Annotated in this window: 24 protein-coding genes and 1 pseudogene; 15 read left to right on the forward strand and 10 right to left on the reverse strand. The window is 68.4% G+C overall.

Annotated elements, in window-relative coordinates:
• Nucleotides 1–37: 37 nt before the first annotated feature.
• Together AC1DFC_RS28795 and AC1DFC_RS28800 are read left to right on the forward strand one after the other, a co-directional pair.
• Entirely contained in the window at nucleotides 38–784 is a 747-nt protein-coding gene (locus AC1DFC_RS28795; RefSeq protein ID WP_007836839.1) for an ABC transporter ATP-binding protein, read from the forward strand.
• Between the two features lie 85 nt (nucleotides 785–869).
• Nucleotides 870–1,571 (forward strand): ABC transporter ATP-binding protein, encoded by a 702-nt coding sequence (locus AC1DFC_RS28800; RefSeq protein WP_007836838.1) that lies wholly within the window; start codon nucleotides 870–872, stop codon nucleotides 1,569–1,571.
• A gap of 17 nt (nucleotides 1,572–1,588) precedes the next feature.
• Here AC1DFC_RS28800 and AC1DFC_RS28805 read toward each other — a convergent pair whose 3' ends face one another.
• A complete protein-coding gene (locus AC1DFC_RS28805) occupies nucleotides 1,589–2,296 on the reverse strand; it encodes a Crp/Fnr family transcriptional regulator (protein ID WP_056600148.1) in 708 nt (235 codons plus the stop codon).
• Nucleotides 2,297–2,424: 128 nt separating this feature from the next.
• Between AC1DFC_RS28805 and AC1DFC_RS28810 the strand changes: the two genes are divergently transcribed.
• From AC1DFC_RS28810 to AC1DFC_RS28825, 4 genes are read left to right on the forward strand one after another with little or no spacing between them, the layout of a single operon-like run.
• Nucleotides 2,425–3,345, forward strand: a complete 921-nt coding sequence (locus tag AC1DFC_RS28810; RefSeq protein ID WP_478180496.1) for a beta-keto acid cleavage family enzyme — start codon at nucleotides 2,425–2,427, stop codon at nucleotides 3,343–3,345.
• 32 nt (nucleotides 3,346–3,377) lie between these two features.
• Entirely contained in the window at nucleotides 3,378–4,334 is a 957-nt protein-coding gene (locus AC1DFC_RS28815) for a 3-hydroxyacyl-CoA dehydrogenase NAD-binding domain-containing protein (protein WP_007836834.1), read from the forward strand.
• A gap of 1 nt (nucleotide 4,335) precedes the next feature.
• A complete protein-coding gene (locus tag AC1DFC_RS28820; protein ID WP_413336060.1) occupies nucleotides 4,336–6,138 on the forward strand; it encodes a feruloyl-CoA synthase in 1,803 nt (600 codons plus the stop codon).
• A gap of 25 nt (nucleotides 6,139–6,163) precedes the next feature.
• On the forward strand, nucleotides 6,164–6,946 hold the full coding sequence (locus AC1DFC_RS28825) for a crotonase/enoyl-CoA hydratase family protein (protein ID WP_413336058.1): 783 nt from the start codon (nucleotides 6,164–6,166) through the stop codon (nucleotides 6,944–6,946).
• Nucleotides 6,947–6,956: 10 nt separating this feature from the next.
• Here AC1DFC_RS28825 and AC1DFC_RS28830 read toward each other — a convergent pair whose 3' ends face one another.
• Nucleotides 6,957–8,282 (reverse strand): AsmA family protein, encoded by a 1,326-nt coding sequence (locus AC1DFC_RS28830; protein WP_007836829.1) that lies wholly within the window; start codon nucleotides 8,280–8,282, stop codon nucleotides 6,957–6,959.
• Nucleotides 8,283–8,374: 92 nt separating this feature from the next.
• On the opposite strand from AC1DFC_RS28830, the gene AC1DFC_RS28835 reads away from it, so the two are divergent.
• The 5 genes from AC1DFC_RS28835 to minE all read left to right on the forward strand — a co-directional run bounded on the left by AC1DFC_RS28835 (nucleotide 8,375) and on the right by minE (nucleotide 12,216).
• A complete protein-coding gene (locus AC1DFC_RS28835) occupies nucleotides 8,375–8,797 on the forward strand; it encodes a hotdog fold thioesterase (protein WP_007836828.1) in 423 nt (140 codons plus the stop codon).
• 91 nt (nucleotides 8,798–8,888) lie between these two features.
• The gene (locus AC1DFC_RS28840; protein WP_007836827.1) at nucleotides 8,889–10,172 is read left to right on the forward strand and encodes a solute carrier family 23 protein; all 1,284 of its coding nucleotides are present in this window, start codon (nucleotides 8,889–8,891) and stop codon (nucleotides 10,170–10,172) included.
• Between the two features lie 130 nt (nucleotides 10,173–10,302).
• Complete coding sequence (minC, locus tag AC1DFC_RS28845; protein WP_007836826.1) at nucleotides 10,303–11,061, forward strand: septum site-determining protein MinC; 759 nt, start codon at nucleotides 10,303–10,305, stop codon at nucleotides 11,059–11,061.
• Nucleotides 11,062–11,125: 64 nt separating this feature from the next.
• Nucleotides 11,126–11,941, forward strand: coding sequence for a septum site-determining protein MinD (minD, locus tag AC1DFC_RS28850; protein WP_007836825.1), 816 nt, complete (start codon nucleotides 11,126–11,128; stop codon nucleotides 11,939–11,941).
• 2 nt (nucleotides 11,942–11,943) lie between these two features.
• Nucleotides 11,944–12,216: a cell division topological specificity factor MinE gene (gene minE / locus AC1DFC_RS28855; RefSeq protein WP_007836823.1), complete on the forward strand. Its 273-nt coding sequence runs from the start codon at nucleotides 11,944–11,946 to the stop codon at nucleotides 12,214–12,216.
• Between the two features lie 15 nt (nucleotides 12,217–12,231).
• On the opposite strand, the gene AC1DFC_RS28860 is transcribed toward minE, so the two are convergent.
• Nucleotides 12,232–13,155, reverse strand: a complete 924-nt coding sequence (locus AC1DFC_RS28860) for an alpha/beta fold hydrolase (protein WP_478180497.1) — start codon at nucleotides 13,153–13,155, stop codon at nucleotides 12,232–12,234.
• 217 nt (nucleotides 13,156–13,372) lie between these two features.
• Complete coding sequence (locus AC1DFC_RS28865) at nucleotides 13,373–13,975, reverse strand: TetR/AcrR family transcriptional regulator (RefSeq protein WP_413316180.1); 603 nt, start codon at nucleotides 13,973–13,975, stop codon at nucleotides 13,373–13,375.
• A 169-nt stretch (nucleotides 13,976–14,144) separates the two neighbouring features.
• Between AC1DFC_RS28865 and AC1DFC_RS28870 the strand changes: the two genes are divergently transcribed.
• On the forward strand, nucleotides 14,145–15,089 hold the full coding sequence (locus AC1DFC_RS28870) for a CysB family HTH-type transcriptional regulator (protein WP_007836816.1): 945 nt from the start codon (nucleotides 14,145–14,147) through the stop codon (nucleotides 15,087–15,089).
• Nucleotides 15,090–15,216: 127 nt separating this feature from the next.
• Nucleotides 15,217–15,477 carry a hypothetical protein gene (locus AC1DFC_RS28875; protein ID WP_007836814.1) on the forward strand — a complete coding sequence of 87 codons (261 nt, stop codon included), beginning with the start codon at nucleotides 15,217–15,219 and terminating at the stop codon, nucleotides 15,475–15,477.
• Between the two features lie 59 nt (nucleotides 15,478–15,536).
• Here AC1DFC_RS28875 and AC1DFC_RS28880 read toward each other — a convergent pair whose 3' ends face one another.
• Nucleotides 15,537–15,992 carry an RcnB family protein gene (locus AC1DFC_RS28880; RefSeq protein ID WP_478180498.1) on the reverse strand — a complete coding sequence of 152 codons (456 nt, stop codon included), beginning with the start codon at nucleotides 15,990–15,992 and terminating at the stop codon, nucleotides 15,537–15,539.
• A gap of 231 nt (nucleotides 15,993–16,223) precedes the next feature.
• On the opposite strand from AC1DFC_RS28880, the gene AC1DFC_RS28885 reads away from it, so the two are divergent.
• Nucleotides 16,224–16,862, forward strand: coding sequence for a GDSL-type esterase/lipase family protein (locus tag AC1DFC_RS28885; protein ID WP_478180499.1), 639 nt, complete (start codon nucleotides 16,224–16,226; stop codon nucleotides 16,860–16,862).
• Here the strand turns inward: AC1DFC_RS28885 and AC1DFC_RS28890 are convergent, their stop codons facing one another.
• The 4 genes from AC1DFC_RS28890 to AC1DFC_RS28905 form a co-directional block, all read right to left on the reverse strand.
• Complete coding sequence (locus AC1DFC_RS28890) at nucleotides 16,863–17,378, reverse strand: class IV adenylate cyclase (RefSeq protein ID WP_478180500.1); 516 nt, start codon at nucleotides 17,376–17,378, stop codon at nucleotides 16,863–16,865.
• Between the two features lie 109 nt (nucleotides 17,379–17,487).
• A complete protein-coding gene (locus AC1DFC_RS28895) occupies nucleotides 17,488–17,847 on the reverse strand; it encodes a hypothetical protein (RefSeq protein WP_478180501.1) in 360 nt (119 codons plus the stop codon).
• Nucleotides 17,844–18,437: a cob(I)yrinic acid a,c-diamide adenosyltransferase gene (locus AC1DFC_RS28900; RefSeq protein WP_007838734.1), complete on the reverse strand. Its 594-nt coding sequence runs from the start codon at nucleotides 18,435–18,437 to the stop codon at nucleotides 17,844–17,846. Before AC1DFC_RS28900 ends, AC1DFC_RS28895 begins: the two co-directional genes overlap by 4 nt.
• 14 nt (nucleotides 18,438–18,451) lie before the next feature.
• Nucleotides 18,452–18,952, reverse strand: coding sequence for a DinB family protein (locus tag AC1DFC_RS28905; protein ID WP_042674434.1), 501 nt, complete (start codon nucleotides 18,950–18,952; stop codon nucleotides 18,452–18,454).
• A gap of 74 nt (nucleotides 18,953–19,026) precedes the next feature.
• Between AC1DFC_RS28905 and AC1DFC_RS28910 the strand changes: the two genes are divergently transcribed.
• Nucleotides 19,027–20,451 (forward strand): FAD-binding oxidoreductase, encoded by a 1,425-nt coding sequence (locus tag AC1DFC_RS28910; protein ID WP_478180502.1) that lies wholly within the window; start codon nucleotides 19,027–19,029, stop codon nucleotides 20,449–20,451.
• An 87-nt stretch (nucleotides 20,452–20,538) separates the two neighbouring features.
• Here the strand turns inward: AC1DFC_RS28910 and AC1DFC_RS28915 are convergent.
• Nucleotides 20,539–20,739, reverse strand: a pseudogene (locus tag AC1DFC_RS28915) (peptidoglycan-binding protein); the annotation flags it as partial.

Consider the following 20,739-nt stretch of genomic DNA (forward strand, 5'->3'; position numbering starts at 1 on the left):
ATCCCAACCTTCCCCCAGAGGGGGAAGGAGCAACACCATGAACGCACTGCTGTCCGTCGAAAAGCTCACCCGCCGCTTCGGCGGCCTCACCGCCGTCAACGCCGTCACGCTCGACCTGCACGTCGGCGAGGTCCACGCGGTGATCGGCACCAACGGCGCCGGCAAGTCGACGCTGATCAACATGCTTTCCGGAGAGCTCGAAGCCTCCGAAGGCCGCATCGCTCTCGACGGCGTGGACATCACCGGCCGCGCCCAGTCGAAGCGCGCGCGCGACGGCGTGGGCCGCAGCTACCAGCGCACGACCATCTTCCCGGAGTTCAGCGTGCACGAGAACTGCCGGCTCGCCGCGCAGGCCGCCACGCCCAGGCCCTGGGCCTTCTGGCAGCCGTCGCAGGACTGCGCCACCAGCAACGCCACGGCCGACGCCGCGCTCGAAGCCGCCGGCCTCGCCCACGAAGCGCACCGCATCGCCGGCACCATGAGCCACGGCGCGCAGCGCCAGCTCGAAGTGGCGATGTGCCTGGCCACCAACCCGCGCGTGCTGCTGCTCGACGAGCCGCTCGCCGGCATGGGCGCCGAAGAAACCGACCGCATGCTCACGCTGCTCGCGCGGCTGAAGGCCACGCACGCGATCCTGCTGGTGGAGCACGACATGGACGCGGTGTTCCGCATCGCCGACCGCATCACCGTGATGGTGAACGGCACGGTCATCGCCACCGGCAACCCGCAGGAGATCCGCGAGAACCCCGAGGTTCGCACCGCGTATCTGGGCGAGGAACACTGATGCCCCCACGCTCGTCACTTCGTGTATTCGCTGCCCCCCGAGGAGGCGCTGGCCTCCCTTGGGGCGGCCCGGCGGGAGACCACTGATGCTCATCGTTCGCGACCTCAACACCTACTACGGCAACAGCCACATCCTGCGCGGCGTGCACGCCGGCATTCCCACGGCCACTTCGGTGGGCCTGCTCGGGCGCAACGGCATGGGCAAGACCACGCTGATCCGCACGATGATGGGCTACGTGCGCCCCGCCTCGGGCGAAGTGCAGGTCGACGGCCGCACCGTCACCGGCCTGCCGCCCGAGAAGATGGCGCGCCTGGGCATCGGCTACGTGCCCGAAGGGCGCGGCATCTTCCCCAATCTGTCGGTGCGCGAGAACCTCGTGATGAGCGAGCGCGCGGGCATCGACGGCCGGCGCAACTGGACCTTCGACCGCGTGATGGCCACCTTTCCGCGCCTGTCGGAGCGGCTGTCGCACGGCGGCCAGCAGCTGTCGGGCGGCGAGCAGCAGATGCTGTCGATCGGCCGCGCGCTGATGACCAATCCGCGCCTGCTGATCCTCGACGAGGCCACCGAAGGCCTCGCACCGCTGATCGTGGCCGAGATCTGGCGCGTGATCGGCGAGATCCGCGCGACCGGCATCGCGACGCTGATCGTCGACCGCGACTACCGCAAGGTGCTGGCGCACACCGACCTCGCGGTGGTGATGGAGAAGGGGCAGATCGTGCGGCATGGGGCCTCGGCGGATCTGCTCGCCGAGCCGCAGGCGCTGGAGGAATTGCTGGGCGTGTGAAGGCGGGGGAGCCGGCGCTACTCGATGAACCGCCGCAGCCCTTCAAGATCGATCACGGTGATCCCCCCGTACTCGATCCGCAGGAACCCCGCTTCCTTCAACCGGTTCAACGCCGCATTGCACCGCTGACGCGACACGCCCGAGAGATTCGCAATCTCCTCCTGCGAAGTCTGCAGGTGCGGTTCGCTGCCCGGATGCAGCCACGGGTGGAACAGCCCCGCCAGCGCGCGCGCCACCTGGCTGTCGGTGTCGAGCAGCCGGTGCGCCGCATAGTTGCCCATGAACCAGTGCAGCCGCTCGTTGATCTGCTGCAGCAGGAAGTGATCGAAGCCGCGCTGCGTGCGGTGCAGCCACTCGAAGGTTTCCAGCGGCAGCTGCGCCACCCTGCTCGGCCGCAGCGCGATGATGTCGGCCGAACGCGGCAGCGCGCGCAGCAGCGTGCCTTCGCCGAACCAGCTGCCCACCGACAGGCCGCCGAAGGTCACCGAGCGCCCGTCGCTCGAGGTGATCGACCACTTGAGCAGCCCTTCGAGCGTGCCGTACCAGTGCACCGGCGTGTCGCCGCGCCGGCACAGCGCGGCGCCGGCCGCCACCTCGACCTCGCGCATCTCGTCGAGCACGCGCTCGCCCGCCGCCACATCGAGCAGCGGGAACCAGGCCGAGCCTTGCAGCAATTGCGGAATCGTCAGCGATGCCGCCTGGGGGGCCGGCTTCGTCGTGGGCATGGAATGAAAGCTCCTGAAGGCACGGGTGCGTAAACCCTGAGCCCAAATGTCGTCGCGATGACTGAGTGTGCCCGCGCAGCCAAAAATAATAGCGCGCCCCCCATGAAAGACACCAGGAGCCACCGACCATGTCGAAGCGCAAAGTGATCGTGACCATCGCCCCCACCGGCGGCATGGCGCACAAGTCGCAGAACCCCCATCTGCCCACGCAGCCCGCCGAGATCGCCGCCGACGTGCTGCGCTGCTGGAACGCCGGCGCGAGCGTGGTGGCCATCCACGCGCGCCGCCCCGACGACGGCGCCACCTGCAACGCCGAGGTGTACCGCGACATCAACAGCCGCATCCGTGCGCTCGGCAGCGACATCGTGCTCAACAACTCCACCGGCGGTGGCGTGCACGGCGACATGGTGAAACCGCTGGCCGGCGAGCGCTGGGAGATCGCGTGGGAAGAACGCATCAAGGGCATGGACGCCGGCGCCGAGATGTGCACGCTCGACGCCACCACGCTCAACCTGAGCTTCGAGGGCAAGCAGATCCTGATGGACACGCCCATCACGCGCGGGCGCGAACTGGCCGCCGGCATGAAGGCGCGCGGCATCAAGCCCGAGTGGGAGGTGTTCAGCCCCACGCACATCCTGCAGGACACGACCACGCTGATCGAGGAAGGCCACGACGACGAGCCCTACTTCATCAACATCGTGATGAACGTGCACCGCAACTTCCAGAACGCGATGCCCTACTCGCCGCGCAACCTGCAGATGATGGTCGACACGCTGCCCAAGGGGGCGATCTTCGGCGTGAGCGGCATCGGCATGTCGCAGCTCGAAGCCAACGTCGCGGCGCTGCTGCTGGGCGGCCATGCGCGCGTGGGGCTGGAAGACAACCTCTACTTCCGCCAGGGCGAGCTGGCCACCAACGTGCAGCTCACCGAGCGCATCGTGCGGGTGATCCGCGAGCTCGACATGGAAGTGGCGACGCCGGCCGAGGCGCGGCAGATCATGGGCCTGCCGCGCACGGGCGGTCCGCGGCCCGAGTTCGCGCTGGGCTGAGTGACACGACAACAATGAACGGAGACACGCAGATGAACATTTCCCGCACCGCCCCGGACGTGAAGCGGGTGGCGGTGGTCGGCACCGGCGTGATCGGTGCGAGCTGGGCCGCGTACTTCCTGGCGCACGGGCTCGACGTGAACGCGATCGATCCTTCGCCCGGCGCGGAAGAACGGCTGCGCGAAGCGGTGGCGCAGCACTGGCCGACGCTGCAGCGCTTCGGGCTGGCCGAGGGCGCGTCGGCGGACCGCCTGCGCTTCCACGACAGCCTGGAAGACGCGGTGTCCGTGGCCGACTTCGTGCAGGAGAACGGCCCCGAGCGCATGGATTTCAAGATCGACCTGTTCCGGCGCATGGACGCGGCTGCGCCAGCGGAGACGATCCTCGCATCGAGCTCATCGGGCCTGGCGATCAGCGGCGTGCAGTCGGGCTGCGCGCACCCGCAGCGCGTGGTGCTGGGGCATCCGTTCAATCCGCCGCATCTGATTCCCCTCGTCGAGGTCATCGGCGGCGAGCAGACTTCGGCCGAGGTCGTCGAACGCACGATGGCCTTCTACGCGGCCATCGGCAAGCGGCCGATCCACGTGAAGCGCGAGGTGAAAGGCCACATCGCGAACCGGCTGCAGGCCGCACTGTGGCGCGAGGCGTTCCACCTGGTCAATGAAGGCGTGGCGAGCGTGGCCGATATCGACACGGCCATCGCCCACGGCCCCGGCCTGCGCTGGGCGGTGATGGGGCCGTTCATGAACCTGCATCTGTCGGGCGGCGCGGGCGGCATCGAGCACCTGCTCGCGCATTTGGGCGGGCCGATCGAGGACTGGTGGAAAGACTTGGGTGCGCCGTCGATGACGGCCGAGCTCAGGCAGAAGGTGGTGCAAGGCGTGTCCGAGGAGTTGGGCGCTCGACGCACGGCCGACCTCGAAGCCGCCCGCGACACCCTGCTGTTAGACCTGATTCGCGCCAAGAGCAACACCGGCAGACTCGATTGAAATGACTGACTTCCTCCAAGACGAAAACCTGATCGCCCCGCCCCGCACCGTGCGCATCGACTTCGACGATGGCTCCTTCGCGCTGCGATCGCCAATGGCGCTGAAGCCCTATGCGCGCTGCATCGGCGAATGGATCGAGCGCTGGGCGCATGAGACACCCGACGCACTGGCCTTCGCCGAGCGCGACGAAACAGGCGAAGGCTGGCGCAAGCTCGACTACCGCGCATTGCGTCACGCCGTGGGCGCCGTCGCCCAGGCGCTGCTCGACATGAACCTGCCTCAGGGCCAGCCGGTCGTGATCCTGTCGGACAACGCCATCGACCACGCGGTGCTGATGCTGGCCGCCATGCACATCGGCCGCACCGCGTGCTCGCTGTCGAGCGCCTACTCGCGCATGGCGAAAGACCCGTCGCGGCTGCACGGCATGCTGCAGGCGCTGAAGCCGGGGCTGATCTACGCATCGGATGCGAAGGTGTACGGCGGCTCGCTCGCCGGCTGCGGCGTCGAGGCGGTCACCGTGTTCAGCCGCAACGCCGAGGCGCATCCCGGTGCGATGGCGTTCGAGCGGCTGCTCGCGGCGAAGGAAACGCCCGCCGTCATGCAGGCCTTCGCCGACGTGCTGCCCGACACGCACGCCAAGTACCTGCTGACCTCAGGCTCCACCGGCAAGCCCAAGATCGTCATCAACACGCACCGCATGCTCTGCGCCAACCAGCAGATGATGGCGCAGACCTGGCGCTTCCTCACGCGGGAAGCACCGGTGCTGGTCGACTGGCTGCCCTGGAGCCATACCTTCGGCGCGAACCACAACCTGAACATGGTGCTGTGCCACGGCGGCGCGCTCTACATCGACGAGGGCCGGCCCGCGCCGGGCCTGATCGAGAAGACGGTGCGCAACCTGCGCGAGGTGAAGCCCACGCTGCTGTTCAACGTGCCGCGCGGCTTCGACATGCTGCTGCCCTTTCTCGAAGCCGACGACGCGCTGGCCGCCGAGGTGTTCTCGCGCCTGCGGCTGGCCTTCTACGCGGCGGCGGCGCTCGCGCCTTCCACCTGGCAGCGGCTCGAAGCGGTGGCTGCGCGCGTACGCCCCACCCGGCCGCTGTGGCTCACCACCTCGTGGGGCGCGACCGAGACCTCGCCCGCCATCACCTCCGCACACTGGAAGCTCGACGGTGCCGGCTGCATCGGCGCGCCGCTGCCGGGGCTGGAGCTGAAGTTCGTGCCCAACGGCGAGAAGCTGGAGATGCGCGTGAAGGGCGTCTCGGTGTTTCCGGGCTATCGCGATGCACCGCGCGAGACGGCGCAGGCCTTCGACGAAGAGGGCTACTACCGCATCGGCGACGCCGGCTTCCTCGCGAACCCGGCGCAGCCCGCGCAGGGCGTGATCTTCAACGGCCGCGTGGCGGAAGACTTCAAGCTCTCGAGCGGCACCTGGGTGTCGGTGGGCACGCTGCGCGTCAAGCTGGTGTCGCTGCTCGCGCCGCATGCGCAGGACGTGGTGCTCACCGGCCACGACCGCGACGAGATCGGCATGCTGGTGTTTCCCAGCCCGCAAGGCGCTGCGCTCGCGCCCGATGCCCTGCGCGAACGCATCGCTGGCATGCTGCGCGCGCTGCGCGACGAAGGCGCGGGCTCCTCGCAATGCCCGGCCTGCGCATTGGTGCTGGCCGAGCCCCCGAGCCTCGACGCGGGCGAGATCACCGACAAGGGCTACATCAACCAGCGCGCCGTGCTGACGCGCCGCGCGACCGACGTGGCGCGGCTGCATGCGTCCGGCGACGCGCAGGTGGTGCGCCCGGGCTGAACCCCGAATCCCGCCCCTAGGAGACATGGCCATGCAGCACGTCACATACGACATCGAAGACACGGTGTGCACGATCACGCTGAACCGCGCGAACAAGCGCAACGCCGTCGACGGTCCCATGGCCGCCGAGCTGCGCGAAGCCTTCGAGCGTTTCGAGGTCGACGACGCGCTGCGCGTCGCGGTGCTGACCGGCGCGGGCGGCAATTTCTGCGCGGGTGCCGATCTCTCGGCCGTGGGCGACCCGGCCCGCCGCAACGAGCTCGATCCCCAAGGCGGCGGCAGCGGCCCGATGGGGCCGACGCGCATGGCGCTGTCGAAGCCGCTGATCGCGGCGGTGAACGGCCACGCGGTGGCCGGCGGCCTCGAACTCGCGCTGCTGGCCGACCTGCGCGTGGCCGACGAGGACGCGGTGTTCGGGGTGTTCTGCCGCCGTTGGGGCGTGCCGCTGATCGACGGCGGCACGGTGCGGCTGCCGCGCATCGTGGGCATGGGCCGCGCGCTCGACATGATTCTTTCGGGCCGTGCAGTGGGCGCGGCCGAGGCGCTGGCGATGGGTCTCGTCAACCGCGTCACGCCACCGGACGGCGCGCTGGCCGCCGCGCAGGAACTGGCCCGCCAGCTCGCTGGGTTCCCGCAGCAATGCATGCTGGCCGACCGCCGCAGCGCCTACGAACAATGGGACCTGCCGCTGGCCGAAGCGCTGCGCCGCGAAGGCGCGCTGGGCGTGCCGATGGTCTTCGCCGAGGGCGAAGCCGGCGCCGCGCGCTTCGCAAGAGGCGCCGGCCGCCACGGCGAGTTCGGGCGCTGAGCGCCTGGCTTCAGCGCCTGGGCGCGGCCTTCTTCTTCGGCTCGCTCCCGCCGCCGAACAGCTTCTCCACCTGCTGCCCCATCCGGGCTCCGATCGCCGTGCCCACGCCCGGCAGCACCGCGCTGCCGATGGCCGCGCCGGTGAGCGCAGCGCCGGTCAACGACAGCTCGGGGTCGCTCATGGTGCCGCTCACCTTGAGCGGGACGCCGACCACGCCGTCGACGAGGTCCACCGCGATCTCGCCGTCGAGCCTGCGGTTGAACAGCTTCAGGTTGCCGCTCGCGGTGAGCACCCCGGAACGGGCCTTGAGGTTGCTGTACTGCATCACCACGCCGTCTTCGGTACCCTGGGTGTCGAGCGTGCCGCTGAGTTCGTCCAGCGCGGTGGTGCCTCCGCGGCTGATGCCGGCGGTGGTGACGGCCTTGGCCACGTCCAGCCGCGTGAGCATGGCGGGCTGCACCGAGAAGGTGGTGCGGGTGTGCAGGCCGCGGATCAGCGCGCCCAGTTCCTCGGCATCGCCGGCCTCGGTCCTGAGCGTGGTATGGCCCGAGACCTTGCCCGCCACCGAAGTGCGGCGGCCAAAGGCCTGCACCAGGCTTTCGATGTCGACCTGGCGCGGCTCCAGCTCGGCCGACACCCGCAATTTGCCGCCGGGCGGCGTCTCGAGGCGGGCGACGCCGTTCCACGTGCCGCCGCCCACCTCGATGCGGGTGCGCCAGCGGTCCTGCCCGTCCAGGCGGTCCAGCCGAAGCCGCGTGAGCGTCGCGGCGCCGGCCCGTTCGAGCCGGGCCTGGCGCGGGCGCCAGCCGGGGTCGAAGCGGATGTCGCCGTCGTAGGCCAGCGCAATATCGCGCCGGTCGATCCAGACCACGTCGCGCCAGCGCAGCTGTGCCAGCGGCACGGGGGCCAGCGTCCACGGCGCGGGCAGCGCCACCAGGTTGCCGCTGTCCTCCTGCGGCTTGGGGCCCTTGCCCCGGAACGCCCGCACCGAGGCGCGCGGCAGCACCAGGCTTTCGATCTCGAGATCGTCAACGGCAACGATGCGCTGCAGCAGCGGCGCGAGCTTCAGCCGCAGGGTCAGGCGGCGCAGGGTGATGGGGCGCGGCTGGTCGGTGGCGATCTCGGACAGCGCCAGCACGGGCACCGGCAGCAGCGACCAGTGGGCCCCGCCGACCTTCAGGGCAACGCCGAAGCGCTTCTCGAAGCCTTCGGCGATCTTCGCGGCCACCTCTTCGTCGGAGGGCAGGCGCACGCTCACCACCCACACCAGCGCGCCCACGCCCAGCAGCAGCGCTGCGGCGATGCCCAGGAGCCAGCGGCGGACGGGGTGCTTCATCGGTGCAAGCTAGCACGCAAAGGCGACTCGGTTTGTCAGTCGCCATCGCTATAGTTTTGAGTCCCCTTTTACAGGCAAGAAGGAAGTACCGAATGCGTATCTGGAAAAAAGAAGTCTCCGTCGAGGAGCTCACCCGCAACCACGTCGGCACCGCCGTCTCCGCGCTGGGCATGGAATTCCTGGAGGTGGGCGACGACTTCATCCGCGCCCGCTGTCCGGTGGACGAGCGCACCCGCCAGCCCTACGGCATCCTGCACGGCGGCGTGTCGGTGGTGCTGGCCGAGACGCTGGGCTCCTGCGGCGCGCACTACTCGGCGCCCGAGGGCGACCGCGCCGTGGGCCTGGACATCAATGCCAATCACATCCGCTCCGTCACCAGCGGCTGGGTCATCGGCACGGCGCGGCCGGTGCACCGCGGCCGCAGCACGCAGGTCTGGCAGATCGAGCTGACGAACGAGGCGGGCGAGCTGACCTGCGTGTCGCGCATCACCATGGCGGTGCTGCAGGCGCGCTGAGCGCCGCTCTTTCCTTCTTCTCTTGCGGCGGTGTTCAGGCCGGGATTCATCGACCACAATCACGCCCCACCAACAAGAGGAGATGAAAGCAATGTTCAAGTGGACTGAAAGGCCCGCGTCCGCGCTGGCCAACGGCGCGGTCATCGCGCCCGACGAGCGCCTGCCCTGGCTGCAGACCGGCGCCATGGGCGTACAGCACGTCATCGCGATGTTCGGCGCCACGGTGCTGGCGCCGATCCTGATGGGCTTCAACCCCAACATCGCGATCCTGATGAGCGGCATCGGCACGCTGATCTTCTACTTCGTCACCGGCGGCAAGGTGCCCAGCTACCTGGGCTCGAGCTTCGCCTTCATCGGCGTGGTGATCGCGGCCAGCGGCTACGCGGGCAAGGGGCCCAACGCCAACATTGCGGTGGCGCTGGGCGGCATCGTGGCCTGCGGGGTGGTGTACATCCTGATCGGGGCGCTGGTGCAAGCCATTGGCACCGGCTGGATCGAGCGCGTCATGCCGCCGGTGGTCACGGGCGCGGTGGTGGCGGTGATCGGGCTCAACCTCGCGAGCGTGCCGATCAAGAACATGGCGGCCAGCAACTTCGACTCGTGGATGCAGGCCGTGACCTTCCTCTGCGTGGGGCTGGTGGCGGTGTTCACGCGCGGCATGCTGCAGCGCCTGCTGATCCTGGTCGGGCTGGTCCTGGCCACCATCGTCTATGCGATGCTGACCAACATCCTGGGCATGGGCAAGCCGGTCGACCTGAGCGGCATCGCCAATGCGGCCTGGTTCGGCCTGCCGACCTTCACGGCGCCGGTGTTCACGGCCAACGCGATGCTGCTGATCGCCCCCGTGGCGATCATCCTGGTGGCGGAGAACCTCGGTCACCTGAAGGCGGTGACGGCCATGACGGGCCGCAACCTCGACCCGTACATGGGCCGCGCCTTCATCGGCGACGGCATCGCCACGGTGGTGAGCGGCGCGGCCGGCGGCACGGGCGTGACGACCTACGCCGAGAACATCGGCGTGATGGCGGCCACGCGCATCTACTCGACGGCGGTGTTCGTGGTGGCGGCGCTCATCGCGCTGGTGCTGGGCTTCAGCCCGAAGTTTGGCGCGCTGATCCAGGCGATTCCGCTGCCGGTGATGGGCGGCGTGAGCATCGTGGTGTTCGGCCTGATCGCGATCGCGGGCGCCAAGATCTGGGTCGACAACAAGGTCGACTTCTCGCAGAACAGGAACCTGATCGTCGCGGCCATCACGCTGATCATCGGCACCGGCGACTTCACGCTGAAGTTCGGCGACTTCGCGCTCGGTGGCATCGGCACCGCGACCTTCGGCGCGATCCTTCTTTACGCGCTGCTGGGGCGCTCGAAGAACTGACGCAAGGCACCCCGGAAAAGTGCAACCTCGTGAAAGAAGTGTTCTCCCGGGGGCCTGAAGCAGGGCCTGTTCATTGGGGTTTGGCCCGCGCCCGTTAGACTCCAACGCTTTTCGCACCGACGTTTTCCCAATGGCCGATGTCTCCGCCGCGCGCACCAAGGCGGTTTTCGAATTCAAGAGCGCCACGCTGCCGCTGATCGCAGTGATCCTCAAGACGTCCGACCTGGACGTGCTGGCCGAGGCGCTCGACGCCCAGCTGGCCGATTCGCCCGACTTCTTCGAGCAGGAGCCGGTGGTGATCGATCTCTCGCTGCTGCAGGAAGAGCAAGGCGAGGGCGAACTCGACTTCGCCGCCCTGCGCGGCCTGCTGGCGCGCCACCAGACCCAACCCATCGCCGTGCGCGGCGGCAACGCCGGGCAGAACGCCGCGGCGCGCGCTGCGGGCCTCTCGGTGGCGGCCATGCCCGCGGCCCCCGCGCCCCGTGCCCCGGCGCCGCCGGCCGAGGCGCCCGCATCGGAAGCCCCGCAGATCGTGCGCGAAGTGCCGGTGCCGGCCAACGGCACGCTGCTGATCGACAAGCCGCTGCGTTCGGGCCAGCAGGTCTACGCCCGTGGCGGCGACGTGGTGGTGACCGCGGTGGTGAGCTTCGGCGCCGAAGTCATCGCAGACGGCAACGTGCATGTGTACGCACCGCTGCGCGGCAAGGCCATTGCCGGCGCGCGCGGCAACACCGAGGCGCGGATCTTCTCGACCTGCATGGAAGCGCAGCTGGTGGCCATCGCCGGCATCTACCGGACCAACGAAGTCGCGCTGCCCGACACGGTGCTGGGAAAATCGGCCCAGGTGCGCCTGGACGGCAAAAAAATAGCGATCGACCCGATTCCCTGAGCCCCCTCACGGAACGCGGCGATCCTGACAACCAACAACTGAATCGAAACAAGAAGGAATGGCCATGGCCAAAATTGTGGTGGTGACTTCGGGCAAGGGCGGCGTCGGCAAGACGACGACGAGCGCCAGCTTCGCGTCGGGCCTCGCGCTCGCGGGCAAGAAAACGGCGGTGATCGACTTCGACGTGGGCCTGCGCAACCTCGACCTGATCATGGGCTGCGAACGCCGCGTGGTGTATGACCTGATCAACGTCATCCAGGGCGAAGCCAACCTGAGCCAGGCACTCATCAAGGACAAGCAGTGCGACAACCTGTTCGTGCTGGCCGCCTCGCAGACGCGTGACAAGGAAGCGCTCACGCAGGAGGGCGTCGAGAAGGTGCTGACCGACCTCGCCGCGATGGAGTTCGACTACATCGTCTGCGACTCGCCGGCGGGCATCGAGACCGGTGCCATGATGGCCATGCACTTCGCCGACGAAGCACTGATCGTCACCAACCCCGAAGTCTCCTCGGTGCGCGACTCGGACCGCATCCTGGGCATGCTCAGCAGCAAGACCAAGCGCGCCAAGGAAGGCGGCGACCCGATCAAGGAGCACCTGCTGATCACCCGCTACAACCCGAACCGGGTGGCGGGCGGACAGATGCTCTCGCTGGAAGACATCCAGGACATCCTGCGCATCAAGCTCATCGGCGTGATCCCCGAGTCGGAAAGCGTGCTGCATGCCTCGAACCAGGGCGTGCCCGCGATCCACGACAAGGAAACCGACGTGGCGCAGGCCTACAGCGACGTGGTGGCGCGCTTCCTCGGAGAGGACAAGCCGATGCGCTTCGTCGACGCCGAGAAGCCCAGCTTCTTCAAGCGGATCTTCGGAGGCAAGTAGGCATGTCGTTTCTCTCGTTCCTGCTTGGCGAGAAGAAGAAGACTGCAAGCGTCGCGAAAGAGCGCCTGCAGATCATCCTCGCGCACGAGCGCTCCAGCCTCAGCGGCAAGAAGCGCCCCGACTATCTGCCCGAACTCCAGCGCGAGCTGGTGGCGGTGATTTCCAAGTACGTGTCGATCAACGCCGACGACATCAAGGTGCACCTGGAAACCCAGGACAACCTCGAAGTGCTCGACATCAAGATCGAGCTGCCCGACCCGGCGCCGGCGCGCTGACGGGTTTCGCGGACCTCAGCGCACGGGGTCCGCAAGAAAGCGCAGCACCTGCTCGAGCACCTCCGGTGCCTGGAGGATGCGGCGGTGCCCGAGCCCCTGCGTGGCCGCCAGCTGCGCGCCGCGGATCGCATCGCGGTAGGCCTCGGCATCGGCGAAGCGGTTCACGCGGTCGTCTCGGTCGTGCACGATCAGCGTCGGCTGCACGATGCGCGGGCCCACGGCGGCCGGCTCCAGCTGCGCCATCAGGACCCCTTCACGCGATTCGAACAGCCGCTGCATCGCCCCGCGCGTGGCTTCGCTGAGGCCGAAGGTGTGCGCGAAGTAGCGCGTGTATTCGCGCGGCGAAGCAGGCGGCGCCAGCAGCACGAGGCGCTGCGCCGGAAGGCCGCGCGCCGCCGCAAGAGCGAGCCCGTTGGCGCCCAGCGAATGTGCGACGGCGGCGCGCAACGCGTGGCCATCGGCCGCGAGCCGGGCTGCCACGTAGGCGATGGCGCGTGCGAACTGCGGCGAGTTGCTCATCGTGCCCGCGCTGCGGCCATGCGCTGGCAGCTCGAGCAGCACGGGCCGCAGCCCTGCCGCAGCCACGGCCTGCGCGAGTGGCAGCATCTGCCCCGCGTGCCCGCCCCAGCCGTGCACCAGCAGCACCACGGGCGCCGACTCCGCACCCGAGTCCTGCGCGGCCAGGTGGTAGATGCCGACGCCCGCGTCCTCGAAGGCCCAGCCCTCGCGGCGCCATTCCGCGCCGGGGCCCTGCCCGCGATAGAGCCACTTGGGCGGCAGCGGCGTGCCGAACAGGCGAGACGCGGCGCGCACGCCGAGTGCGGGCCAGAGCCGCTGCGAGGTGGTCAGGCCGAAGCGCAGCGCGCGCATCGTGCGGCTGGGCCGGTAGTAGTTCGACTGCGCGGCATGGCCGGCGGCCGGCGTGGAAGTGGTCGTCATGGCGCGGCGTTCCTTCCGGGCGTTCAGTACCAGACCCAGTCGCGGTTGCTGCGAGGCAGGCTGCGCAGGGTGTCGCGCAAGCCCTTCGCGCCGAGGACGGCCGCATAGGCGGCGAGAAAGAGGGCGATGATCAGCATGGTGCTTCTCCTTTTTATCGCACAGTCGTGCGAAATTCTGGCAAATGGAAACGTCGAGGACCGCCTGCTTCGTGGCCGGCTCAGGCGAGATAACTGGAAAGAAGCCGCTGCCAGGTCTGCACGGCGCGCTCGGCGGCCTGTGGATCGCGCAGGAAGCGCGCGTCGTGCAGCTGGGTCATGGTCACGCCGTTGAGCTCGCTCACGAGCTGCGCGGGGTCGGTGTCGGCCTTGAGTTCGCCGGTCTCGATGGCCTGCAGCACGGTGCGGCGCAGCGCGGCGCGCCAGCGCGTGATTTCGTCGAACAGCATGTCGCGCAGCTCGCCCTCGCGGTCATCGAACTCGAAGGCACCGGCCATGTAGAGGCATCCGGTGTGCATCTCGACGTCGCGCGTGCGGGCGATCCAGCGCGCGACGATCTCGTTGAGCCGCGCCAGGCCCTTCGGCTTCTGCATGGCGGGCACGAACACCTCGGCCAGGAAGCCGCGGCCGTACTCCTCGATGACGGCCTTCTGCAGCGCCTCGCGCGAACCCACGCGGGAGAACACGCCGCTCTTGGAAAGGCCCAGCCGGCTCGCGACGGCCTGCAGCGTGATCGCCTCCAGGCCTTCGGCCAGCGCAAGATTCATCGCCGCGCCGACGATGGCGGTGCGGGTGAGTTCGCTTTTCTGGGTCTTGGCGTCCATGCGGCAAACTTTAGCACACTCGTGCGAAATTGAAAATAAGCCCTGCTGAAGTGCCTTAAAGATGTTTTGCTCATGTGAAACCAACAAACGCATCGTTCCCCGAACGAGCCCTTGTGCCGAGAATCCGCGGTCGGCCCCAGCCGGGGCCCCATGACTCTTCTCGCGCCAGATGAACTTCCAGCAACTGCGCTCGGTACGCGAGGCCGTTCGTTGCGGCTTCAACCTGACCGAAGTCGCCCACACCCTTCACACTTCGCAGCCCGGCGTGAGCCGGCAGATCCGCGAGCTCGAGGAAGAGCTCGGCATCGAACTCTTCGTGCGCGCGGGCAAGCGGCTCACGGGGCTCACCGAGCCGGGCGGGCACGTGCTGCCGATCATCGAGCGCATGCTGATGGAGAGCAGCAACCTCAAGCACGCGGGCCAGGAGTTCGTCGCGCAGCAGAGCGGCCTGCTCTCGGTGGCGGCCACGCACTCGCAGGCGCGCTATGCGATGCCGGTGGCGGTGCAGGAATTCCGCATGCAGTTTCCGAACGTGAAACTGCACCTTCACCAGGGCTCGCCCAAGCAGATCGCGCAGATGCTGCTCGACGGCGAGGCCGACGTGGGCATTGCCACGGAAGCACTGGGCGACTACCCGCAGCTTGTGGCCCTGCCCTGCTACCGCTGGACGCATTCCGTGGTAGTGCCGCCGGGGCACCCGCTGCTCGATGCACCACTGACGCTCGACGCGCTCACGCGCTATCCGCTGATCACCTACGACACGGGCTTCACGGGCCGCTCGCGCATCGACGAGGCCTTCGGGCAGCGCGGGCTGCAGCCCAACATCGTGCTCGCCGCGATGGACGCCGACGTGATCAAGACCTACGTGCAGTTGGGCCTTGGCGTGGGCATCGTGGCCGGCGTGGCCTACGAGGCCGAGCGCGACACGCAGCTGCGCGCGCTCGACGCGGGGCGGCTGTTCGGCATCAACCTCACCAAGCTCGCGGTGCGGCGCGGCACCTACCTGCGCAAGTACGTCCACGCCTTCATCGAGTCGTTCGCACCGACGCTGACGCGCGCCGTGGTGGAGAAGGCATTGGGCGACGATGCCGGGGCCTCGCACTACGAAATCTAGGCCTTGTCCAGCGGCTGTTGCGCGGTGTGTACTGCAGGCGGCAGGGGGGTTTAAAAAGAAGCATGCAGCTTCACACAGGGAGCGTACATTCTGATTAATTCCCTGGCTTCCTGGAAACGGATCAGCAATGGCATCGACCTCGCAGCAGCAACAGCAAACAAGGGCCGCCCTCAAGGCGGCCGATGCAGCCGAACGGCGCGAGCGGTTGAGACGGGCATTGCCTGCAACGGTCGAATTGCTGCAAAGCCGCCAGGCAGACCGCATCGACGATGCTGACATCGACGCGTACGTGAGCCTCAACTGGCTCGAATGGCATGGTGGCGGCCTTCGGCTGACCATCACCGGGCGCAACGTCTGCGCCCAGTCGGTGCCCACTGCGCTGGTCTGAAAAAACGCCGCAGGCCTCGCGGCCTGCGGCGCTCGTCCATTGCGAAGAACGACGTTTGTTTACTGGCCTGCGATGATGTTCGCGATCACTCCGGTGGCAATCGCCGCGAGCACGAAGTCACCGCCCACCCCCACCCACTGGTAGCCCCGCGGCGGCTGCTGCAGGCGGTAGGCGCGCCAGTCCTGCACCACGTAGTTGCGGCCACGGTACTCGGCCGGCACGCGGCCGCCACGGCGCCATTCGGCGTGCGGCTGCGGGAAGCCACGTCGATCGAACTGGCGGCCGTCGCGGAAGTCCTGGTTGCCGCGGTAGTAGCCGCCTTGCGGACCGTGCCGGTCGAAGTTGCGGTCACGCTGGTCACGCTGGTCGCGCTGGTCGCGCTGATCCCGCTGTTCGTAGCGGCCGTCGCCCGGACGGCCATCGCCGTGGCGGTCCTGCGCAAAGGCGCTCCCCGCCGCCATGCACATCGCGAGTGCTGCAGCGACGACGGCCATGCTCTTTGAATTGGTGATCATCTGGAAATCCTTCATGCGTTGATGACGAATTCATTGTGGGCCGCGCATGTGTCCGCTACGGACGCTTCGGGTCGCGGACAGGTGAAGTCCGGTAAGCGCCGGTATCCGCGCGGCGCCTTGTCCTTCAAGGTGGCGCATCGAGCCTCTCGCACGAGTGCCGCTGCCCCCTTCCATTCATTGGCAAGGGACAAGCGCCTGCGCCCTGCGAGCTGCGTTTAAGCTGCGCGCCACATGAAGCGAAGACACCTCCTGCACCTGCTGGCCAGCGCACCAGCCATGGCCGCTCTGGTGGCCTGCGGCAAGCGCAGGGGCTCGGCCGCCGCCCTGAAATCCGATGCCCGCGTGCTGGCCTTGGGTGACAGCCTGACCTACGGCTACGGCGCGGCACCCAATGCGGCGTGGCCCGTGAAGCTGGGCGAGCTCACGGGCTGGCAGGTCGAGAACGCGGGCATCAACGGCGACACCTCGGATGGCGCGCTGCAACGCCTGCCAGGGCTGCTGGGCGCGGGCAGCTATGACGCGATCCTGATCGGCATCGGCGGCAACGACATGCTGCGCGGCATGTCGGCCGCGGCCACGCGCGACAACATCGCGGCCCTGGTCAGTGAAGCGCGGGCGCACACGCCATACGTCGCGCTGCTGGCCACTCCGGCGCCCGACGCCATGCGCGCGGCGATCGGCTCGCTCAGCGATGCGCCGTTCTACGAAGAGATCGCGAAGTCGGGGCAGGCGCTGCTCGTGGCGAACGTGTATTCGAGCGTGCTGTCGGATGCGTCGCTGCGCTCCGATCGCATCCATGCCAATGCACGAGGCTATGAAAAGGTCGCGCAGCTGCTGGCGGAGCAGCTCAAGGCCGCGGGCTGGCGCTGATCAGGCGTTCAGCAAGTCGACGTAGGCACCCGGCACCAGCTGGTCGGCGCCCACGCCCAGCTGCGCCATGAGCGCATGCGCTTCTGCGATGCCGGTCTCGGACGATTCGCCTTCTTCCAGCACCACCTCGAGCTCGAGGAATTCACCGAGGCCTTCCACGCGGTCGAGGTGCACGCGCGTGCGGCCGACCATGAACAGCCGGCGCTGCTTGCGCACGCGGCCCGCCTGCCCCCACGCGAGCGCGAGCGATTCGCGCAGCACGTCTGGCGTGGCGCACGGCGTGATCAGGTAGAACGATTCCTTCGGGCCGCTGCCGTTGGCGCGGCGATAGAAGATCAGCTCGGCACGGCCAGGCGCGAAGGTGCGCAGCTTGAGGCGGTCAGCGCTGTCGGCGCAGCGGAAGAAAGTGTCGTCCTGCGCGATCTCGACGGGGCCGTGGTCGGCCAGCGTCTCGGCGATGCGCGCCACGCGTTCCACACTGTCGATGCGGGCCTTGATTTCGATGTTTCTTGCCATATCAGGCTCTCCCCTAGGCTTCGCGCACTTCGTGTCGCTTCGCCACCCTCTTCCGAGGCAACACCAGTGGCCCGGCAAAGCCGGTTCCACGGTGTTCCTGGATTGGCGGTCAAGGCGCGTTGCCCTGCGGCCCCACGGACGGCGGCGCCGCGCGACCGCTCGAGCCCGGCGAGAGCTTGCGGCCGAAGGCCTCACCCACGTTGCGCACCGGCCGGCTGGCTTTCTCCGACACGTTGGTGACGCCGCGCCGCGTGGCCGCATCCGCGCGGTTGACGCTGCGGCCCGCGGCGTCGGTGCCGCGCTGCACGCTGCCCACGACCTTGCCGCTGCGCGAGGGTGACTTGATGGTGTGAGCGCGTCGGGCCTGCGGCGGGTTGTCTGCGCTCTGGGCTTGCGCGCCCACCGGCAGCCACAGTGCGGCGGCCATCGCCGCGACGAGCGATGTGCGAAAGATGTTCGAGAGTTTCATGGAGTCTCCTTGGTGTCGTCTGCTTCCGCTGCGGCCGCGCGTGCCATGCGTTCGCTCTTCCAATACACGTCGTCGCCGCCGTCCATCCGGTTGAGCACGCGCGCGAGCACGAAGAGCAGGTCGCTGAGCCGGTTGAGATATTGGCGCAGTGCGTCGTTGAGTTCGGCCGCCGCACCGAGCGCGACCACCGCACGCTCGGCCCGCCGCGCCACCGTGCGGCACACATGCGCGAGCGAGGCTGCGCGCGTGCCCGCGGGCAGGATGAATTCGGCAAGGCGCGGCAGCGCGGCGTTGTGCTCGGCCAGCGCGTTGTCGAGCTGCAGCAGCGCATCGGCCTTCAGCAGCGTGAAACCCGGCATCGACAACTCGCCGCCGAGATTGAAGAGCTGGTGCTGCACGTCGACCAGCAGCTCGCGCACGGGCTCCGGCATGGGCTCGCACAGCAGCAGGCCGATCTGCGAGTTGAGTTCGTCCACGTCGCCCATCGCGTGCACGCGCAGGTGGTCTTTCGGCACGCGCGTGTTGTCGCCGAGGCCGGTGGTGCCGTCGTCGCCGGTGCGGGTGGCGATCTGGGAAAGTCGGTTGCCCATGGTGGCTCCTGTTTTTACAGCTCGACGGTCGAGGCGTCTATCTTGCCCGCGAGCCATTGCAGGCCCGCAAGATGCTGCTGGTCATGGCTGCAGAGGTAGTGGATGAGGCTGCGCATCGTGAGCGGGCCGTAGCCTTCGAACACGGCCGTGCGCGCGAGCTGTGCGTCGCTCAGGCTGGAGATGATTTCCATCGTCTGCACGCGCGCCATGCGGAAGTCGGCCAGCACCTTCGCCGCGTCGGCCGTGCCGTATGCACGCGCGATGGCCAGCGGCTCGCTGTCGATCGACGCCAGCGTCGGATGCGTCTCCTGCAGCGTGCGGCGAAAGCGCACGTGGTAGCCCTCGATCTCGATGTCGCGCACGTGGCAGAGCTGCTCGATGGCGGTGAAGGCCTCGCTGGGCACACCCTCCCACGAGGGCGGCGCCCAATGCCGGAAGGCCGTGGGAATGGCCGCGTAGTGGGCTTCCAGCTGCGACGGGAAGGCGGCGAGAGCGCTGAGGGTCGTGGGGTTCATGTTTTTTCCGAAGCGCATTATGGTGCGCGCTCCGTAGAATGGCCGATCACCCTCACGCTGCCAGGAGACACACGATGAACGCCCCGACCTCCACCTCGCACCTGATGCCGGAGCTTCATCTGCGCGACGTGCCTGCGGCCCTGATCGACGGACTGAAGGCGCGCTTCGGCGCCAACTGTTCCACGGCCATGGCGGTGCGCACGCAGCACGGGCGCGACGAATCTTCCTTCGATGCGCCGCCGCCAGCCGCCGTGGTGTTCGCAGAGAACACGCAGGACGTGGCCGACGCGGTGAAGCTGGCCAGCGAGCACAGCGTGCCGGTCATCCCCTTCGGCGTGGGCTCCTCGCTCGAAGGCCACCTGCTGGCGGTACAGGGCGGCATCAGCATCGACGTGTCGCGCATGAACCGTGTGCTGTCGGTCAACGCCGACGACCTCACGGTGACGGTGCAGCCCGGCGTCACGCGCAAGCAGCTCAATGAAGAGATCAAGAGCACGGGCCTGTTCTTCCCCATCGACCCGGGTGCCGACGCGTCCATCGGCGGCATGACGGCCACGCGCGCCAGCGGCACGAACGCGGTGCGCTACGGCACGATGCGCGAGAACGTGCTGGCGCTCGAAGTGGTGACGGCCGCGGGCGACGTCATCCGCACCGGCACGCGCGCGAAGAAGTCTTCGGCCGGCTATGACCTCACGCGCCTCATGGTGGGCAGCGAAGGCACGCTGGGCGTGGTCACCGAGATCACGCTGCGCATCTACCCGCTGCCCGAGGCGGTGTCGGCGGCAATCTGCTCGTTCCCGAGCATCGAGGCGGCCGTGCGCACGACCATCGAGACCATCCAGCTCGGCGTGCCGATCGCGCGCGTGGAACTGATCGACGTGAACACGGTGCGCATGGTGAACGCCTACGCCAAGCTGAACCTGCGCGAAGAGCCGATGCTGCTGATGGAATTCCACGGCTCGCCGGCCGGCGTGAAGGAGCAGGCCGAGACGGTGCAGGAACTGGCCAGCGGGCATGGCGGCAACGCCTTCGAATGGGCCAGCACGCCGGAAGAACGCACGCGGCTGTGGACGGCGCGGCACAACAGCTACTTCGCAGCCGTGCAGTCGCGCCCGGGCTGCCGCGTGATCTCCACCGACACCTGCGTGCCGATCTCGCGCCTGGCCGATTGCCTGCTCGATTCGGTGGCCGAAGCCAATGCGAGCGGCATCCCCTACTTCCTCGTCGGCCACGTGGGCGACGGCAACTTCCACTTCGGCTACCTGCTCGACCCGAACATTCCCGAAGAGCGCGTGAAGGCCGAGGCGCTGAACCATGCGCTGGTGAGCCGCGCGCTGGCGCTCGAAGGCACTTGCACCGGCGAGCATGGCGTGGGGCTGCACAAGATGGACTTCCTGGTGACCGAGGCAGGCGTCGGCGCGATCGACATGATGCGCACGATCAAGCGCGCGCTCGATCCGAAGAACATCATGAACCCCGGGAAGATCTTCAGCCTCTGATCCGTTCGGGCGACGCCCCGTGAAAAAGCCCGGGGCTCTCGCGAGCCCCGGGCTTTTTTTTGTCGACGATGCGACCGGCGAGCGCGCTTACTTGCGGCGGCGTGCCGGTGCCTGCTCCGCCGGAACATAGGTCTGCGACGGCGCCGCACCGCCATCCACGCCCAACCGGCCGCCGCCGCCGAGGCCCTGGCCGCGCACCGTCTGCGCCTTGTAGTTGCGCAGCGAACGCACCATCTGGTTGAAGGCGTCCATGAAGGCCGCGGCAATCACCTTGCCCTGCGCGGTGTT

It is taken from the genome of Variovorax sp. 10L421 (assembly GCF_056395365.1).

Bases quoted from the DNA above. Each gene is read 5' to 3' on its own strand.
- AC1DFC_RS28795 (WP_007836839.1), top strand. From the start codon at position 38: ATGAACGCACTGCTGTCCGTCGAAAAGCTCACCCGCCGCTTCGGCGGC.
- AC1DFC_RS28800 (WP_007836838.1), top strand. From the start codon at position 870: ATGCTCATCGTTCGCGACCTCAACACCTACTACGGCAACAGCCACATC.
- AC1DFC_RS28805 (WP_056600148.1), bottom strand. From the start codon at position 2,296: ATGCCCACGACGAAGCCGGCCCCCCAGGCGGCATCGCTGACGATTCCG.
- AC1DFC_RS28810 (WP_478180496.1), top strand. From the start codon at position 2,425: ATGTCGAAGCGCAAAGTGATCGTGACCATCGCCCCCACCGGCGGCATG.
- AC1DFC_RS28815 (WP_007836834.1), top strand. From the start codon at position 3,378: ATGAACATTTCCCGCACCGCCCCGGACGTGAAGCGGGTGGCGGTGGTC.
- AC1DFC_RS28820 (WP_413336060.1), top strand. From the start codon at position 4,336: ATGACTGACTTCCTCCAAGACGAAAACCTGATCGCCCCGCCCCGCACC.
- AC1DFC_RS28825 (WP_413336058.1), top strand. From the start codon at position 6,164: ATGGCCATGCAGCACGTCACATACGACATCGAAGACACGGTGTGCACG.
- AC1DFC_RS28830 (WP_007836829.1), bottom strand. From the start codon at position 8,282: ATGAAGCACCCCGTCCGCCGCTGGCTCCTGGGCATCGCCGCAGCGCTG.
- AC1DFC_RS28835 (WP_007836828.1), top strand. From the start codon at position 8,375: ATGCGTATCTGGAAAAAAGAAGTCTCCGTCGAGGAGCTCACCCGCAAC.
- AC1DFC_RS28840 (WP_007836827.1), top strand. From the start codon at position 8,889: ATGTTCAAGTGGACTGAAAGGCCCGCGTCCGCGCTGGCCAACGGCGCG.
- minC (WP_007836826.1), top strand. From the start codon at position 10,303: ATGGCCGATGTCTCCGCCGCGCGCACCAAGGCGGTTTTCGAATTCAAG.
- minD (WP_007836825.1), top strand. From the start codon at position 11,126: ATGGCCAAAATTGTGGTGGTGACTTCGGGCAAGGGCGGCGTCGGCAAG.
- minE (WP_007836823.1), top strand. From the start codon at position 11,944: ATGTCGTTTCTCTCGTTCCTGCTTGGCGAGAAGAAGAAGACTGCAAGC.
- AC1DFC_RS28860 (WP_478180497.1), bottom strand. From the start codon at position 13,155: ATGACGACCACTTCCACGCCGGCCGCCGGCCATGCCGCGCAGTCGAAC.
- AC1DFC_RS28865 (WP_413316180.1), bottom strand. From the start codon at position 13,975: ATGGACGCCAAGACCCAGAAAAGCGAACTCACCCGCACCGCCATCGTC.
- AC1DFC_RS28870 (WP_007836816.1), top strand. From the start codon at position 14,145: ATGAACTTCCAGCAACTGCGCTCGGTACGCGAGGCCGTTCGTTGCGGC.
- AC1DFC_RS28875 (WP_007836814.1), top strand. From the start codon at position 15,217: ATGGCATCGACCTCGCAGCAGCAACAGCAAACAAGGGCCGCCCTCAAG.
- AC1DFC_RS28880 (WP_478180498.1), bottom strand. From the start codon at position 15,992: ATGATCACCAATTCAAAGAGCATGGCCGTCGTCGCTGCAGCACTCGCG.
- AC1DFC_RS28885 (WP_478180499.1), top strand. From the start codon at position 16,224: ATGAAGCGAAGACACCTCCTGCACCTGCTGGCCAGCGCACCAGCCATG.
- AC1DFC_RS28890 (WP_478180500.1), bottom strand. From the start codon at position 17,378: ATGGCAAGAAACATCGAAATCAAGGCCCGCATCGACAGTGTGGAACGC.
- AC1DFC_RS28895 (WP_478180501.1), bottom strand. From the start codon at position 17,847: ATGAAACTCTCGAACATCTTTCGCACATCGCTCGTCGCGGCGATGGCC.
- AC1DFC_RS28900 (WP_007838734.1), bottom strand. From the start codon at position 18,437: ATGGGCAACCGACTTTCCCAGATCGCCACCCGCACCGGCGACGACGGC.
- AC1DFC_RS28905 (WP_042674434.1), bottom strand. From the start codon at position 18,952: ATGAACCCCACGACCCTCAGCGCTCTCGCCGCCTTCCCGTCGCAGCTG.
- AC1DFC_RS28910 (WP_478180502.1), top strand. From the start codon at position 19,027: ATGAACGCCCCGACCTCCACCTCGCACCTGATGCCGGAGCTTCATCTG.